Raw genomic sequence first — 14,999 nt, 5'->3', positions numbered from 1 at the left:
AAATCGATCCATCGAACTTGGAGTATCGTCACCGAAAAGTATTCCGATATCACCGGTTTCCGCAAACCCCGCTTTGAGCGCGGTGGGCAGGCCGCAAAGCTATAACTATTGGTTTCACCCATCGCTGCTCAGTCCCCTGAGGATTTCAGGCCGTTGGCACGGTTCCGCCGTCAATCACGTATTCCGTGCCGGTGATGGTGCCCGCGCGGTCCGAAGCGATGAAGGCGATCAGGTTCGCGATCTCCTCCGGCTTCGACGGCCGCCCGATCGGCACGCCGCCGAGCGAGTCCATGATCATCTGCTTGCCTCGCTCGACATCCACCTCGTGCTCCGCCGCAAGCCGCTTCGCCAGCTCCACGGAGGACTCGGTCTCGATCCAACCCGGCGACACCCGCGCCACACGCACGCCCGTAGGCGAGACCTGCTTCGAGAGGCTCTTGCTGTAGATCGAGAGCGCGGCCTTCGCTGCGGCATAGGCCGTGGTCGCCTCGGGCAATGGCAACTGGCTCTGGATCGACGTGACGTGAATCACTACGCCCGAGCCCTGTGCCTCCATGCCGGGCAGTAGCGCGCGGTCGAGCCGCACTGCCGGCATCAGGTTCAGGTCGATCTCCCTCTGCCATTCCGCGTCATCCAACGCACGGTAACCGCCCGCAGGGGCGAAGGAGCCGCCCAGCATGTGCACCACCACGTCCACGCCACCGAGCCTGTCGCGCACCGCTTCGGCCACTGTAGCGCATCCGTCGGGACGGGTGAGATCGGCTGCGACGAACTGCGCCTCCGGCATCTCCGGCGGCCGTGTCCGCGCCGTCGTCAGCACCCGCGCGCCCAAGTCCTCGAAGAGCCGCACCGTGGCGGCTCCGGCACCGCGTGTGCCGGAGGTGATGAGCGCGCGCTTGCCTTCAAGCGTCACGAAGGCGTTCATGGCACGATCTCCAGTTCGGCGATCATCCCGTCCTCCAGGGCGAAGAAATAGCGCAGGTCCACGGGACTCCCGGGGAAGTTGCCGACGAGGTGGCTGGTGACGACGGACCGCCCGCCCTCTTCCGCCAGCGCGAAGGGTTCGACCGTGTAGGTGTACTTGGTCGAGGCATTCGCCATCCACTGCCGGATCGCGTCGCGCCCGGTATAGGTATTGCCCTCGTCGACAACCACGGCGTCCGGCGTGAAGCACTCAGAGATCGCCTGGGCATTGCCCTTCTTGTCGGCCTTGAAATAGGCGTCGATGACTTCGGGAAGATCGATACTCATGGTCTTTCTCCTGTTCTTCTCAATTCCGTTGCTGATGGAGCCAAATCTAGGGCATTGACGTTATGCCGATAACCTGGACAAAATGAGATGCGGAATTTCGGATTTCAGGATAATGGCCATCTACAAACTGACCGATTTCGATGCCGTTCTGGCGATCAGCCGTAGGGGCTCCTTCAGGGCCGCCGCACTCGATATGGGTATGTCGACGAGTGCGTTGAGCAACGCCATCGCCAATCTGGAAGAGCAGCTCGGCGTACGCCTTTTCAACCGCACCACACGCAGCGTATCGCTGACCGGCGCCGGTCGGAGGTTCGTTGACCAGGTCAGCCCCGCGCTCCGTGACATTCATCAGGCGCTCGATGCGGTGCGCGCGCAGCAAGAAACGCCCTCGGGCACGCTGCGCATCAACACCTTCGCCACCGCAGGGCGCGAGATCCTGGCGCCGCTGGTCCTCGAGTTCCTCCGCCGGTTTCCCGAAGTTCGCGTGGACGTCGTCACCGAGGGCAACCTCGTGGATATTGTCGCCGACGGCTTCGATTTCGGGGTCCGCAGCCAACCGCTCGTGCCAAGCGACATGATCGCGATTCCGATCGGCCCCGCGCGCCGCTACGCAGTGGTCGGAAGCCCGGTCTATTTCGCCAGCCGCGAGCCGCCTCGCGTTCCCGCCGACCTGCTGTCCCATGCCTGCATCCGCACGCGGCTCCCCAACGGCGGCATGTTCCGCTGGCAGTTCGAATCCGAAGGCGAGCCGGTGCAGGTGGATGTCGATGGCCCGATCACGCTCGACGAGGCCAGCCTCGCGCGCATCGCGGTGCTCGACTCGGTCGGGATCGGCTATTTCATGGAATCCGATGTTCAGGCCGATATCGCCGCGGGGCGACTGGTGCGGGTGCTGGACGAGTGGACGCCGCCTCTGTCCCCGCTCTGCCTCTACTACCCAAGCCGCCGAAACCCGCCAGCGGCGTTCAAGGTCTTCGTGGACCTCGCCCGCGAGCTGGCCCGCTCGGTCCGCGGGCGTTGAGCATATGGGTCATGAAAAAGGCACCGGGAGCGGACCAGCCCACGGTGCCCTTGCAAAGAGATCCGCGAAGGCGGCTCAGGCAACACTCAGCCGCACCTGCGCACCCTCACGCGTCAGGTACGAATAGGGGCATGTGGCATGGGCCTCTTCCACCAGTTTCGAGGCGATCTTCCCATCGAGGCCGGGCAGGCTCGCGGCCAGCGCAATGTCCAGGGCAAAGCCTGCCCCGTCATCCCGGGGGCCGATGCCCACGGTGACGGTCACGCTCGTGTCCTCGGGCAGCTTATGCTTCTGACGTCCGGCAATGAAGCGCAGCGCGCTGAGGAAGCAGGCCGCATAGCCGCTGGCGAAGAGTTGCTCGGGGTTGGTGCCCTCGCCACCCGGGCCGCCCAGGGCCTTGGGCGTCGACAGCGACAAGGTCAGGGGCCCGTCCTCGATGGTTGCGGTGCCGTCGCGGCCGCTTCCGCTTGCCTTGGCGTAGGTCTTGTACAGGATGTTCATGATGTGCTCCTCGGTGTGATTGCTCGTCCGTGACGCAGGCTGAATGCTGTCACGAGCGATCTGGTTGATGGCAGTTCTTGGGCGGAGTCTCAGCTGGCAGGCCCCACGGCTTCCCGCGCCGCTGAAGAAGTGGTCGACAATCCGTGCTCCCTGCCAATCAGGTCGCCCGCGCGCTCACCGATGACGACGCACGGCGCCATGGCGTTGCCGACCGTAATGCGCGGCATAATGGAGGCGTCCGCGATACGCAGGTTGTCAATCCCGTAGACCTTGAGCTGATGATCGACGACCGACATGCTGTCTCGCCCCATCTTTGCGGTGCAAGACTGGTGCCAGTAGGTCACCGCCGAGTTGCGGATGAACTCGGCCATGGCCTTGCGGTCACGAGACCCGGGGGCCGACTCCGCTTTGACCAATTGATCGAAGGCAGCGTGATTGCCGATCTCCCGGCAGAGCTCGACCGCAGTGAAGGCTGCTGCCAGATCCTCGGGTTCGCTCAAGGAATTGGGTTCTATCAGGATGGCATCATCGACACGCGGACCGGAGAGCCTGAGGCGTCCGCGGCTCTTGGGCTGCGCGAGCCCGGCAAACATCGTCCAACCGTGCTCGGGCGTTTCGATCCCGGCTTCCTCCGGCGCGGGCACAGGGAACTCGAGCTGGCATTGCAGGATGTCGGGCTGTCGCAGTCTCGAGTCGCTGTGCCAATAAAGCTTTGCCTCGCAACCGCCACCGCCTACGGCTTCCGGCTTGTGATAGGCCCAGGTGCACCCGAAGGCGAGGTGATCCTGATGGTTGCGCCCTACACCCTCAAGGTTTTCGATGACCTTGATGCCGTGCGGCTTCAGCTCGGTCTCGGCGCCGATCCCGGATTGCATCAGAATTTTGGGCGTCTGGACCGCACCGAGGGAAAGAACGGTTTCGCATCGTGCCCGGAATTCGCGAGCCTTTCCGTCCATCACGACCTCAACGCCGACCGCTGTCTTGCCGGCCAGCAATATGCGCGAAACAAGCGCTCCGGTCAGAACCGTCAGATTGGGCTGATGCATCACGTGGTAAGTGTATGACCGGAAGACGGATTCACGCTTGCCGTCGCGGATACGCAGGTCGGCAATGGCTGCTCCACCGGGACGCTCCATCATCTCTCCGTTCGGGGAGTCGAAAATCGGAATGCCCATCTGTCGCGCCGTTTCGATCATGGCATGAGCCGCCGGCTGGGGCGAGGTTGGCTGCGCCACGTACACCGGGCCACCAGTGCCACGTCTTTGTGCGTCGGGATTACCCTGCCAATCCTCGATGCGGCGGTAATAACCCAGAATAGACTCGTAGCCCCACTCTTTGTCGTCGGTCTCCGCAGCGAAGTGATCCCAGTCCTCCTTGTGTCCACGAGCCCAAACCATGACGTTGATGCTGGAGCCGCCGCCGAGCCCCTTGCCCATGCTGAGTGGAAGGCGACGGCCACCTAGTGTTTCGGCCGGCTCACCGAGAAAGCCCCAGTCGCGCTCGCTCCCCAGGTTCAGGGGCCACTGCGCCGGGTCACGGACGGAGTCGGCGACGTCGTCCCCACCGGCTTCGAGGAGAAGGACACTCACGTTCGTATCCGCTGCCAACCTGGCCGCCAGCACAGAACCACTGGAGCCGGCGCCGCACACAATGAAATCGTAATCAGTGCGAAGCGCGCGGCGCAACGATGCCTGGTTTTCTTCGACAGCAAGATCATGCCGCGAGTTCGCGTTTTCATAATCCATTTTGGAAACTCTCTTCAGATGTTTGAGGGTATCGGTCTCTGAGCGCACGTCATCCATTGCGCACAGAGCCGCGGTTGGAACTCGGCGTGGCGTCTGATGGACGGACAGACCATGGCCTGTCCGCCTCTGAGGTATCGTCGTTAGTCAGATCGCCTCGCACACGTCACAGTCGAGTTCACTCGGCCTCCACCACAGCTTCGCGTGCGGCCTCGTCTATGGTGTCCGCCACGACCGTCGGCTGGGTCATGAAGACGGCGTGGCTGGCCGAGACTTCGGTGACCTTCGCCCCGATGCGGTCGGCCATGTGGTGCAGCATCTCCTGCGCGAAGGCCTTGTCCTCGGTGGCGATCACCGCCCAGCTCGGCTTGGTCCGCCAAGCGGCGTTTTCCAGCATGGTCCCGAAGACCTCCATGTTGATCGGCACCTGGGCGTCGCGCATGAAGGCGGCGTCCGCGTCGCTCACGTCATGGGCGAAGCCGGCCTGGAAGCTGTCGGGCGCGACGTAGCCGTAGCCGTCCTCACCGATGTCGAGCACGAACTCGGGCGGCGAGGTGAAGCCGTCGTACTGCTGCGCGGTGGTCTCTCCCGCGTCCGGCGAGAGCGCGGAGACATAGACCAGCCCGGCCACATTGGGGTGGAGGCCGGCCTCGGTGATGACCGTGCCGCCCCACGAGTGGCCGACGAGGATCGCCGGGCCGTCCTGGCGGTTCAGCGCGCGGTTGGTGGCGGCCACGTCATCGGCCAGCGAGGTGAGCGGGTTCTGCACCATGGTCACGCTGTAGCCGCGGGCGGTGAGGTCGTCGTAGACCCCGCGCCAGCCGGAGGCATCGGCGAAGGCCCCGTGCACCAGCACGACGTTGCGGATGGCCTGGTCGTCGGGGATGCGGGTCTGGGCGGAGGCATCGGTGGTGCCGATGGTGCCCACGGCGGCTGCCGCGGCGGCGGCAGCGATAAGGTTCTGGAACTTGGTTATTGGATCGGTCCTTTCGGTATGAAGGTTGGGTTGGGCTGTGTCAGGTCGTCTCGGGTCATGTCGGGCCGCGCCGGGGGGCGGGCGCGGCCCGTCGCGGCGTCAGCTGCGGGCGAAGGCCAGCAGATCGGCGTTGATCAGATCGGGGTGCGTGGCGAAGAAGCCGTGCGACAGGCCCGGGTATGTCTTCAGCGTGCCGTTCTGCAGCAGCTTGATGGCCTTGTGCGCCGAGTTGTCGATCGGCACGACCTGGTCATCCTCGCCGTGCAGCACCAGCACCGGCTGGGTGATGGCCTTCAGATCCTCGGTGAAGTCGGTCTCCGAAAAGGCCTTGATGCCGTCGTGTTGGGCCTTGGCCCCGCCGGTCATGCCCTGGCGCCACCAGTTGTTGATCAGCCCCTGGCTGACCTCCGCGCCCTCGCGGTTGAAGCCGTAGAAGGGGCCGCTGGGCACGTCGAGGAAGAACTGGGCGCGGTTGGCGGCCAGGGCGGCGCGGAAGCCGTCGAAGACCTCCAGCGGCACGCCGTCGGGATTGGTCTCGGAGGCCACCATGATCGGCGGCACCGCGCCCAGCAGCGCGGCCTTGGCGACCCGGCCCGGCTCGGCATTGGCAACGTAGCGCGCCACCTCGCCGCCGCCGGTGGAGTGGCCGATGTGGATGGCATCGCGCAGGTCCAGCGCCTTTGCCAGATCGGCCACGTCGGCGGCGTAGTGGTCCATGTCGTGCCCGTCCGAGACCTGCTCGGAGCGGCCGTGGCCGCGGCGGTCATGGGCGATGACGCGGTAGCCTTCGGCGAGGAAGAACAGCATCTGGTTGTCCCAGTCGTCGCCGGAGAGCGGCCAGCCGTGGTGGAAGACGACGGGCTGGGCGTCTTTCGGGCCCCAGTCCTTGTAGAAGATTTCGGTGCCGTCGCGGGTGGTGATCGTAGCCATTGTGAACAGTCCTTCTGATTGAGCCAGGATGGAGGTCGGCAAGGTGAGGAGCGCGGCCGCGGCCGTTGCGCCCTTGAGAATTTCCCGCCATGTGAGATCGGGTGTCATTGCCAGTCCTTTCGGTTTCGATGTGGACAGAGATAGACAAGGCGCGGCATCAACGGGCGTGGCGAATCTGACAACCTTCGGGGCAAAACTGACAATGAGGGCAGTCGCTGTTTCCCGGCAGGGGTCGCCCCGCCCGATGGGAGCCGGCCCGGCGGAGGGGGCTCCGCCGGGGGCCTTGTCAGGTGCGGGTGCCGATCTCGCCGTTGGAGCTCTTGGTCCGCGACGGGATCTGCTCGCTGGGCACGAAGGTGAGCATCCACCGGCTCGGGCGCGGCCAGCTCGCCCTTGCCCTCAAAGGAGGCGTCGAGCAGGAGGCGGAGGGAGCGATTGGTTTCCATCGGCAGGAAGGAGATCATGCAGACCTCCTCGAGCGAGGCGGCCTCGGCCACTTCGATCAGCTCCTCCTTCAGATCCTCGCGGGTGTAGCTGATGATGTAGTTGTAATCCTGCTCCAGCGTGAGCAGCTTAGGCTTGCGCATGCTCTCGGGCACGTCGCTGTCCTTGAAGTTCCACAGGAACTTGGCCGGGCCGCCGACAATGGGGCCGCCGAAGACCAATTGCTTGTCGATGAGCGCGTCGAGGATGCGATAGGCCTGAGCGGTCTGCTCGGCGCTGATGAAGACTTGGTAGTATTGCATGGGTTTCACTCCGGTTACGTTGTGACTCGAAGCTACGGCCCCGGGGCCATTCCGATAAGCGGGACAAAATGAGATGCGGAATTGCAGATCTCAGGATAATCTGGGGCTACGAGTGGGACCGAAGGCATGACGACACGATCAAAGCCGAACGGCGCCCCCGTGGCCGAGATCGGGCTGCTGATCTACCCCGACTGCCAGCTCTCGGCGATCTACGGGATGACCGATCTCTTCCGCATCGCCGGTGAATGGGCCGACCGGCGCGCCATTCGCGTCTCGCACTGGCAGGCGTCCGATGAGGCGGTGACCTGCACATGGGACAGCCACCCCGACTTGCCGCACAGACTGAGCCACGCCATCGCCCCGCCGAGCCTGGTGATGCCCGAACGCATGCAGCCGTTCCCCGTGGCCGCCGCCTGGTTGCGCGGGCAGCACGCCGAGGGCACCGTGCTGGGCTCAGTCTGCGCGGGCGCCTTCGTGCTGGCGGAAACCGGGCTGATGAACGGGCGGCGCGCCACCACCCACTGGGCCTTCGCCGAGCAGTTCGCCCGCCGGTTTCCCGATATCGACGTTGCGGACGACCGGATGGTGCTGGATGACGGCGACATCGTGACGGCGGGCGGCATACTCGCCTGGACCGACCTCGGCCTTACCCTCGTCGAGCGCTTTCTCGGCCCCGCCACTATGCTGGCCACCGCGCGCTTCCTGCTGATCGACCCGCCCCGCTCCAGCCAACGGCCCTTCGCGGCCTTCATCCCGCGCTTCGACCATGGCGACGAGGCCATCCGCCGGGCGCAGCACCACTTCCACGCGCACTTCACAGAGGCTCTGCAGCAGGCCGACCTGCACGCCGTCGCCGGGCTGACCGAACGCACCTTCCTGCGCCGGTTCACCGCCGCGACCGGGCACCGGCCCAACGCCTACATCCAGCAGGTGCGCATCGCCAAGGCGCGCGAGAGCCTCGAGCGCACGCTAGACCCGGTAGATCGCATCGCCTGGGATGTCGGCTACTCCGATCCTGCGGCCTTCCGGAAGATCTTCCAAAAGCTCGTCGGCACAGCGCCCGCCACCTACCGGAAGCGGTTCGGCATCGCCGCCGCAGATGGTTAAGGCGTTCGCGTTGTTGAAAGCCGGGAACGGCTCGTAACAAAAGGCCGCAAGGTCTATTCAACTAACTCTGTGGCAGAGCGCGGCGGAGAGCGGCTTACCCCATACCTGACCTTGGCGGCGAATGCGGCGAATGGCGGCTGTCCGCCCGTCCTGCAGAATTTTGACGTGTGCCGCACCGCAGCAACTGGCATACGGCGCGAGACCTACGGACCGGCGAACGTTCGATTTCTGTTCCATCTCGCCGAGAGCGACCGGGATCGAAGTGTTCAGGTCGCGCCGCAGAAAAATACATTATTACAAGGGCTGGCAGACAATTCACCAAATCGGCGCAGTCATGAGGTCTGGAGAATATCGGCCAGAGAGCACGGATTTAGGGTCAACAGACGCTGCGGCGGTGTTCAGCCTGTCCCACAAACCCCTTTGAAAACACGAGAAAATCCGGCCGCAGCCAGATCGGGAGAACGCTTTCGCGGGGGCAAGTGGCGGAGAGACAGGGATTCGAACCCTGGAGACGGTCTCCCGCCTACACACTTTCCAGGCGTGCGCCTTCGACCACTCGGCCACCTCTCCGTGGAGGCGACTTTTGATGCATTACGGAGGGGATTGCAATAGGCTTTCTGACAAAAAGTTCAGTTTTTTTGCCCTCACCCAGTTTTCTTCTAACCATCTGTGAACATGCAGTGAATCAAGCGCTTGCCGACGCCCTTGGAGAGGACAAGAGCCGCCAATGGCGCCCGCCCCTGCGCCAAATACGAAACGCCGCCACAGGAGGCTCCTGCAGCGGCGTTCTGGGTGGTTTAGACCGAAAGAGGCAGGTCTGCCTCAGCGGTCGGCATCGCCTTCTGCACCATCCTCGACCGAAACATCCGCGAGATCCGGCTTTATCGGGGTGTTCTCGCGTGAGGGCAGACTTGGCGACGCCCCGGTTGGCTCTGCGGGCGCGGTGTCTGACGGGCCTGCCTCGCCCTTCAGGGCCTCGGGGTTGCGAATCCAGATATCACGCTGTGCGAACGGAATTTCGATGCCCTCTTCGACGAAACGCTTGGCGATCTCGTAGTTCATGTCCGATTTCACCGACAACACCCAATTCACATCCCGCAGGATAGCGCGGATCTCGAAATCGAGGCTGTCGGCACCAAAGCCCTGGAACACCACAGCAGGCGCCGGGTTCATCAGCACCATCGGATGGGACTTGGCGACCTCCATCAGAATTTGCTCGATTCTGCGCGGGTCGGTGCCATAGGCCACGCCAACCGGCACGATCACCCGGCCCACGGTATTGCCGCGAGTGTAATTGGTGACGGTGCCGGAAATAAGGTCGGAGTTCGGCACGATCACATCGGTGCGGTCGAAGGTCTCAATCCGGGTCGAGCGCACAGAGATGTCGCGCACGTAGCCCATCAGCCCGCCAACCTCGATCCAATCCCCTTTGGAGACCGGACGCTCGATCAACAGAATAATCCCGGAGACGAAGTTCGACACGATGGTCTGCAGGCCAAAGCCGATCCCGACCGACAGCGCACCAGCGACGATCGCCAGCGACGACAGATCAAGACCAGCCGTAGACACCGCAATCAATGCTGCGAGGAAAATGCCGATATAGCCAACGCCAGAGACGATCGCATTCTGCCCGCCGGGGTCGATCTTGGTCTTGGGCAGCAACGAGGACCGCAAGCTGCCTTGCAACAGACGCGTCAGGACATAGCCACAGGCAAAGATCACCACGAAGGTCAGGAAGATCGTCGGTGAGATCTTGGTATCACCGATGTCGAAGCCTTCGAGGAAGCGCGACCAGAGCTCTGTCAGATCCGATGTGCGCGCGCCCCAGATCAGGGCAAAGAACGGCAGCGACAGGAGCGCCAGAACAAAGCCGGTCATCACCGAAAAAAGCGAGTCCTCTGCCCCCTGGCTGTTGCGTGTCAGCCAGTCATAGATGTCGGACAGAAACCGCTGCAACACCATGAGCGTCGTGACCAGCGCGAGTGTCAGGATAACAGGATAGATGATGGCAATCGCTGCATTGATATAGCCAATCGCCCCCAGCACAGGCGCGATGAGTGCGAGACAAAACACCAGACGGCGCAGCAGCGACATCGCACGGCTTGCGCCCACGGCGATGGCGCCCTCGTCATCTTCCTCGCCGATTTCAGTGTCCTCATCGCGACGCTGACGAACACGGATACGATTCATCCGCACCAGCAACAGCGAGGCCAGCAGGATCAAAGGCCAGCTCAGGACAGCATAGGTGCCATCATCGAAATTCTCGATCGTGTCCAGGCGGCCCAGTATCAGCTGCATAACCAGCACAAGCGCCAGCGAGACCAGCAGCACCCTGACCTGTCGTTGAGCGCGCGGTTCGAATGGGATCAGCTCGTTGGTGAGCTGATAGACATAGAGCCGCTCGCCGAGCCAATGGGAGGCAAACAGAATGAGCGACCATAACGGCGCATCGTCCAACAACAACGTCCCGCGCACGCCCAGAACGCCTGAAATATCTATCGCCCGCACCAGGAGCACCGTACCCAAATAAGGCAGCAGGACCTGCAACAGCGATACGATGAAGCGCCACACACCGGTGCCCCGCCAGCCCAACTCTCGCAGATATGCACCCGCTTTCTTGGCCCAGTGGCGCCCCCGGCCCAGCAGCAACACGGAACCTGCGAGCAGCAGCAGCAACACCGGCAGGCGCGACCGGATGGTTTCACGGGTGGTGGCCTGAGCCATCAGGTCCGCCGTTTCATTCCAGAATGCGCCCAGAACCTTGGTCGCGTCCAAAACCGCGGCGGGCCAGTTTTCTGGATTGAGTGGCATCGGCACCCGCTCCAGAAGCGTGCGTGTCGCGCGCTCCCGGATCAGCTTGTCAATCTCGGTAATAAGTCCCTGAGCACGGCTGTAGCCGAGATCCGCAAGCACCTGCGGCGCTGTCACTGTCGCGAGCTGACTTTGCAGTTCCTCACGCAGCTTCGCAATGTTCTCCGGCTCGCTCTTGCCCTCCTCCGGGACTGGACCCAGCGCTTCGATCTGGGCACGCAGGGTCTTGAGGCGGTCCCCATTCTGGTTGCCTGCATCCAAGAACTGCTGACGATACCCCGTCAGTTCGACCCGCAGCGCCTCCAGCGCGCCATTGGAGGCGCGCTTGGCGTCAAGAACGCGTTCGGCCCGGTCAGCAGTGCGCTGCCAGGATTCGTAATACTCACCCAGGGCGCCGGAGGCCGCATCCTGAGCAAGATCGCGGGCCTCCGTAAGGCCCGCGCTACTCTCTGCAGTCTGGGTCGCAGAAACGGTCTGCGACAGTGCCGCCAGCGGCAGCAGCAGGCAGGTCAGCAACAGCAGACCGACCTGGATGAGTTTCTTCAAGTCGGTCATTGAGATCAGCTGTCCTCGAACACGCCGGGTATGGAGGCCGGGCTATGTGTCATCCAGTCCGGAACCGGCAGGCCCTTTTCCTTCAGGAAATCCGGGTTGAACAGTTTCGACTGGTAGCGCGTGCCGTAATCGCAAAGCACCGTAACGATGGTATGGCCCGGCCCCATGTCCTTGGCCAGACGCACGGCCCCGGCGATGTTGATGCCCGAAGATCCGCCCAGTACCAGTCCTTCTTCGTGCAGCAGGTCGAAAACGTAAGGCAGCGCCTCTGCGTCGGGGATCTGATAGTTGAAGTCGGGCTTGAGACCTTCCAGATTCTTGGTGATCCGCCCCTGCCCGATCCCTTCGGTGATGGAGGATCCTTCGGACGCCAGCTCTCCGGTGGTGTAGAAGGAATAAAGCGCGGCGCCGTTTGGATCCGCAAGACCGATCTTCACCCCCTTGGGTTGCAGCGCCTCGGCGATACCGGCCAAGGTGCCACCAGAGCCAACAGCGCAGATGAAGCCATCGACCTTACCGCCCGTCTGTTCCCAGATCTCCGGCCCGGTGGTTTCCACATGGGCCTGACGGTTGGCCACATTGTCGAACTGATTGGCCCAGATCGCGCCATTCGGTTCGGTTTTGGCAAGCTCGGCCGCAAGACGCTCCGAATAGCGAACATAGTTGTTCGGATTCTTATAGGGCGCGGCAGGCACCTGGACCAGTTGCGCCCCGGCAAGACGCAGCATGTCCTTCTTTTCTTCGGACTGGGTTTCCGGGATCACGATCACCGTCTTGAAGCCCATGGAGGCCCCAACCAGCGCCAGACCGATGCCGGTGTTGCCTGCGGTGCCTTCGACAATTGTGCCTCCAGGCTTCAAATCGCCCCGGGCAATCGCATCCTTGATGATATAGAGCGCCGCGCGGTCCTTGACAGATTGGCCGGGGTTCAAGAACTCCGCCTTGCCAAGAATTTCGCAGCCGGTCTCTTCGCTGACTTTGTTCAGACGGATCAGAGGGGTATGGCCGACCGCATCGGCCAGATCGCGTGCAATGCGCATGGAGGTCCCTTTCGCTCGTTCCCTTTTGATGTAGCCGGGGCCAAGCACGATCACAAGGGCGCGCAAGGCTCAGCGCAGGTCTGGCACGTGGTGTCAGCCGAATTCAGCGCGAAGACGGTCCCTGTGACGCGCCAGCCAGAGCGCCGCTGTCACCAAAGGCCTGTCCTGAAAGGTACGGTCGTCCACCCGCGTCATCGATTCTTGGAACGAGATGACTTTACTGCATATGTCGCCCGACCGAAGCACCGCTGGCCGCCGAACAGCTCCGGCAACATAGACATTTATCGCGCAGGATGCCCCTGCTCGAAAGCGATTATTTCCAGCGTTTATTGGCCGTTTCAGTCGCGAGGCCAACAACCACACCACCAACCACAAATGTCACCACAACGCTTGGGACCGCCATGATGAAAAAATACTCCAGCGCGATCGTAAAAATCGCAGCCAACGCCTCGAACGGACCGTCGTAGATATGCCGATTGGCAAGACGGAACATCTCTACGGCGCCTTGCAGGACCAGCGCCAGAAGCACCAGAACCGCGGTGCCCGTCAGACCGTTGTTGATGCCGGGCACCAGACCACGCCCCGCCCGTGGGCCGATAACGCGCCAGCCGACAACAAGCGCCAAGCCCATGTTTACATGCGTGAAATAACCAAAATCAGTATCATCGGGCATCAGCGGCATGATTTGCCCCGACAGGACAAAAGCCAGGGCGGCAAGGGCAAATGCCGCCACCAGGCGGGCTGCAGTGGGCATCGTGTATTTGTTCCTGCGAAGCTGCTTGATCGAGGCCCACGGTAGGCCCAGGGTCTTCACAAATCCAGTGGCAACACGGGTTTTCTCTGGACGGGTGGCCTCAATCCCTCATCTAGGAGACATCGTCCGGACGACGGTCATCCTGTGTCTCGGCTGTCCTTATAGGCCTCCAACGCGCGCTCTCGCCCACGCTTGAGGTCGATCACCGGCTCGGGGCGCTTCATGTCGGGGTCCAGCTCCCAACTGCGCGGGATCGCGTCGTAAAAATCAAGCGCCGTGCGCGGGCAATCAGACTGCCCCTCCGCAATCCAGTTGCGCACATAGCGCCCCTTGGGGTCGAACTTCTCCAACTGACCATCGGGATTAAAAATGCGAAAGAACGGGGCCGCATCGGGGCCAGAGCCCGCAACCCATTGCCACCCCATCGCATTTGAGGCTGGATCCCAGTCAACCAGACAGTCCTCGAACCATTGCATGCCATGCTTCCAGTGGATCATCAGATGCTTGGTCAGGAAACTCGCCACGATCATCCGGGCGCGATTGTGCATCTTGCCGGTGACATAGAGTTCACGCATCGCCGCATCGACGAAATCATATCCGGTCCGCCCCTGCTGCCAGCGCAACAAGGCCTCGCCCGGATCCTCCTGCCAGGGAAACCCGTCCCATTCCTCGCGCCAGTTGCGGGTCAGGATCTGCGGAGAGTGATACATCAGATGATAGGCAAACTCGCGCCAGACCACCTCCTTGAGGAAGTGCTCCGCACTCTGTTTGCCATTCGCCATGGCGCGCGCGCCCAAGTGCCACATGCGGTGGGGGCTGATCTCGCCCCAGGCCAGATTCTCCGAGAGTTCTGAGGTGGCCGCCCGCGCCGGGAAATCCCGGTCCGTCTTGTAGCTCGCCACGCGGTCGTCGAGGAAATCGTCCAGCTGTTCAAGCGCCGCGTCTTCGCCCACCCGGCAATAGGGCGCGACGACATCCGCTCCGCGGCGCATGGCGGCGCCCATGGAGTAGTCGGCCAGCCGGTCGGTTTTGGGCCACTCCTCGGGTTTGGCCAGGCGTGCGGGCGCGTCGATCAGATCATCAACGCCGCGGTCGCGCACCGATTTCCAGAACGGCGTGTAGACCTTGTACATGCCGCCCTCTTTGGTCGCCACGGTCCAAGGCTCGAACATCAGACGGCCGCCAGTGGATTTCACCGTGATATCAGCGGCTTTGAGCTGCTCCTTGATCTCTGAATCGCGTTTGATCGCCTCCGGATCATAAAGCCGGGACCAGACGACCTGACCGGCGCCGCTTTCTGCGATCACGTCGCGCAACACATCAAGCGCCTTGCCCCGGCGCAGGGTCAGGCGACTGCCGCGCCCTTCCAGCGCCTTGGCGAACCGCTCCAGCCCAAGGCCAAGGCGGAACTTGGGCGCTGCTCCCAACCCTTCGTCCTGCGGGTCGTGGATGTAGAGCGGGATGATCGGCGCACCCGTCGCCAATGCGGCGCTCAGGGCCGGGTTGTCGCGCAGGCGCAGGTCGCGCCGGATCCACCAGATCACCGGTCGGGTGTCAGCCATGGT

The 14,999-nt window shown here is 63.1% G+C and carries 13 protein-coding genes and 1 tRNA gene; 2 read left to right on the top strand and 12 right to left on the bottom strand.

The window, feature by feature from the left end:
• Nucleotides 1-145: 145 nt before the first annotated feature.
• Nucleotides 146-925, bottom strand: a complete 780-nt coding sequence (locus tag CLV89_RS12420; RefSeq protein ID WP_106163993.1) for an SDR family oxidoreductase — start codon at nucleotides 923-925, stop codon at nucleotides 146-148.
• Complete coding sequence (locus CLV89_RS12415; RefSeq protein WP_106163992.1) at nucleotides 922-1,251, bottom strand: nuclear transport factor 2 family protein; 330 nt, start codon at nucleotides 1,249-1,251, stop codon at nucleotides 922-924. Before CLV89_RS12415 ends, CLV89_RS12420 begins: the two co-directional genes overlap by 4 nt.
• Nucleotides 1,252-1,363: 112 nt before the next feature.
• Between CLV89_RS12415 and CLV89_RS12410 the strand changes: the two genes are divergently transcribed.
• Nucleotides 1,364-2,272, top strand: coding sequence for a LysR family transcriptional regulator (locus CLV89_RS12410; protein ID WP_106163991.1), 909 nt, complete (start codon nucleotides 1,364-1,366; stop codon nucleotides 2,270-2,272).
• 75 nt (nucleotides 2,273-2,347) lie between these two features.
• Here CLV89_RS12410 and CLV89_RS12405 read toward each other — a convergent pair whose 3' ends face one another.
• The 5 genes from CLV89_RS12405 to CLV89_RS12385 form a co-directional block, all read right to left on the bottom strand.
• The gene (locus tag CLV89_RS12405) at nucleotides 2,348-2,773 is read right to left on the bottom strand and encodes an organic hydroperoxide resistance protein (RefSeq protein ID WP_106163990.1); all 426 of its coding nucleotides are present in this window, start codon (nucleotides 2,771-2,773) and stop codon (nucleotides 2,348-2,350) included.
• Nucleotides 2,774-2,862: 89 nt separating this feature from the next.
• Nucleotides 2,863-4,518, bottom strand: a complete 1,656-nt coding sequence (locus tag CLV89_RS12400) for a GMC family oxidoreductase (protein WP_106164122.1) — start codon at nucleotides 4,516-4,518, stop codon at nucleotides 2,863-2,865.
• A 175-nt stretch (nucleotides 4,519-4,693) separates the two neighbouring features.
• Nucleotides 4,694-5,443, bottom strand: coding sequence for an alpha/beta fold hydrolase (locus CLV89_RS12395; RefSeq protein WP_207796923.1), 750 nt, complete (start codon nucleotides 5,441-5,443; stop codon nucleotides 4,694-4,696).
• A gap of 147 nt (nucleotides 5,444-5,590) precedes the next feature.
• Nucleotides 5,591-6,529 (bottom strand): alpha/beta fold hydrolase, encoded by a 939-nt coding sequence (locus tag CLV89_RS12390; RefSeq protein WP_106163988.1) that lies wholly within the window; start codon nucleotides 6,527-6,529, stop codon nucleotides 5,591-5,593.
• Complete coding sequence (locus tag CLV89_RS12385) at nucleotides 6,526-7,167, bottom strand: hypothetical protein (protein ID WP_106163987.1); 642 nt, start codon at nucleotides 7,165-7,167, stop codon at nucleotides 6,526-6,528. Before CLV89_RS12385 ends, CLV89_RS12390 begins: the two co-directional genes overlap by 4 nt.
• A gap of 126 nt (nucleotides 7,168-7,293) precedes the next feature.
• Here CLV89_RS12385 and CLV89_RS12380 point away from each other — a divergent pair, with 126 nt between their 5' ends.
• Nucleotides 7,294-8,274, top strand: a complete 981-nt coding sequence (locus CLV89_RS12380; protein WP_106163986.1) for a GlxA family transcriptional regulator — start codon at nucleotides 7,294-7,296, stop codon at nucleotides 8,272-8,274.
• 480 nt (nucleotides 8,275-8,754) lie between these two features.
• Here CLV89_RS12380 and CLV89_RS12375 read toward each other — a convergent pair.
• The 5 genes from CLV89_RS12375 to CLV89_RS12355 all read right to left on the bottom strand — a co-directional run bounded on the left by CLV89_RS12375 (nucleotide 8,755) and on the right by CLV89_RS12355 (nucleotide 14,996).
• Nucleotides 8,755-8,844: transfer RNA gene (locus CLV89_RS12375), tRNA-Ser, on the bottom strand.
• 252 nt (nucleotides 8,845-9,096) lie between these two features.
• A complete protein-coding gene (locus CLV89_RS12370) occupies nucleotides 9,097-11,640 on the bottom strand; it encodes a DUF3772 domain-containing protein (RefSeq protein WP_106163985.1) in 2,544 nt (847 codons plus the stop codon).
• Nucleotides 11,641-11,645: 5 nt separating this feature from the next.
• Entirely contained in the window at nucleotides 11,646-12,680 is a 1,035-nt protein-coding gene (locus CLV89_RS12365; protein WP_106164121.1) for a cysteine synthase A, read from the bottom strand.
• A gap of 313 nt (nucleotides 12,681-12,993) precedes the next feature.
• Nucleotides 12,994-13,434 carry a TrgA family protein gene (locus tag CLV89_RS12360; RefSeq protein ID WP_106163984.1) on the bottom strand — a complete coding sequence of 147 codons (441 nt, stop codon included), beginning with the start codon at nucleotides 13,432-13,434 and terminating at the stop codon, nucleotides 12,994-12,996.
• Between the two features lie 137 nt (nucleotides 13,435-13,571).
• The gene (locus tag CLV89_RS12355; protein WP_106163983.1) at nucleotides 13,572-14,996 is read right to left on the bottom strand and encodes a cryptochrome/photolyase family protein; all 1,425 of its coding nucleotides are present in this window, start codon (nucleotides 14,994-14,996) and stop codon (nucleotides 13,572-13,574) included.
• Nucleotides 14,997-14,999 lie beyond the last annotated feature (3 nt).

Source organism: Tritonibacter scottomollicae (assembly GCF_003003215.1).
In the GTDB taxonomy this organism is placed as follows: Bacteria; Pseudomonadota; Alphaproteobacteria; order Rhodobacterales; family Rhodobacteraceae; genus Epibacterium; species Epibacterium scottomollicae.
The sequence above is the reverse complement of the archived record's forward strand: the minus strand, read 5'-3'. Positions and strand labels throughout refer to the sequence as shown.

Excerpts from the sequence above, each read along its gene's own strand:
- CLV89_RS12420 (WP_106163993.1), bottom strand. The coding sequence starts at position 925 with ATGAACGCCTTCGTGACGCTTGAAGGCAAGCGCGCGCTCATCACCTCC.
- CLV89_RS12415 (WP_106163992.1), bottom strand. The coding sequence starts at position 1,251 with ATGAGTATCGATCTTCCCGAAGTCATCGACGCCTATTTCAAGGCCGAC.
- CLV89_RS12360 (WP_106163984.1), bottom strand. The coding sequence starts at position 13,434 with ATGCCCACTGCAGCCCGCCTGGTGGCGGCATTTGCCCTTGCCGCCCTG.
- CLV89_RS12400 (WP_106164122.1), bottom strand. The coding sequence starts at position 4,518 with ATGGATTATGAAAACGCGAACTCGCGGCATGATCTTGCTGTCGAAGAA.
- CLV89_RS12365 (WP_106164121.1), bottom strand. The coding sequence starts at position 12,680 with ATGCGCATTGCACGCGATCTGGCCGATGCGGTCGGCCATACCCCTCTG.
- CLV89_RS12370 (WP_106163985.1), bottom strand. The coding sequence starts at position 11,640 with ATGACCGACTTGAAGAAACTCATCCAGGTCGGTCTGCTGTTGCTGACC.
- CLV89_RS12410 (WP_106163991.1), top strand. The coding sequence starts at position 1,364 with ATGGCCATCTACAAACTGACCGATTTCGATGCCGTTCTGGCGATCAGC.
- CLV89_RS12385 (WP_106163987.1), bottom strand. The coding sequence starts at position 7,167 with ATGCAATACTACCAAGTCTTCATCAGCGCCGAGCAGACCGCTCAGGCC.
- CLV89_RS12390 (WP_106163988.1), bottom strand. The coding sequence starts at position 6,529 with ATGACACCCGATCTCACATGGCGGGAAATTCTCAAGGGCGCAACGGCC.
- CLV89_RS12355 (WP_106163983.1), bottom strand. The coding sequence starts at position 14,996 with ATGGCTGACACCCGACCGGTGATCTGGTGGATCCGGCGCGACCTGCGC.
- CLV89_RS12405 (WP_106163990.1), bottom strand. The coding sequence starts at position 2,773 with ATGAACATCCTGTACAAGACCTACGCCAAGGCAAGCGGAAGCGGCCGC.
- CLV89_RS12380 (WP_106163986.1), top strand. The coding sequence starts at position 7,294 with ATGACGACACGATCAAAGCCGAACGGCGCCCCCGTGGCCGAGATCGGG.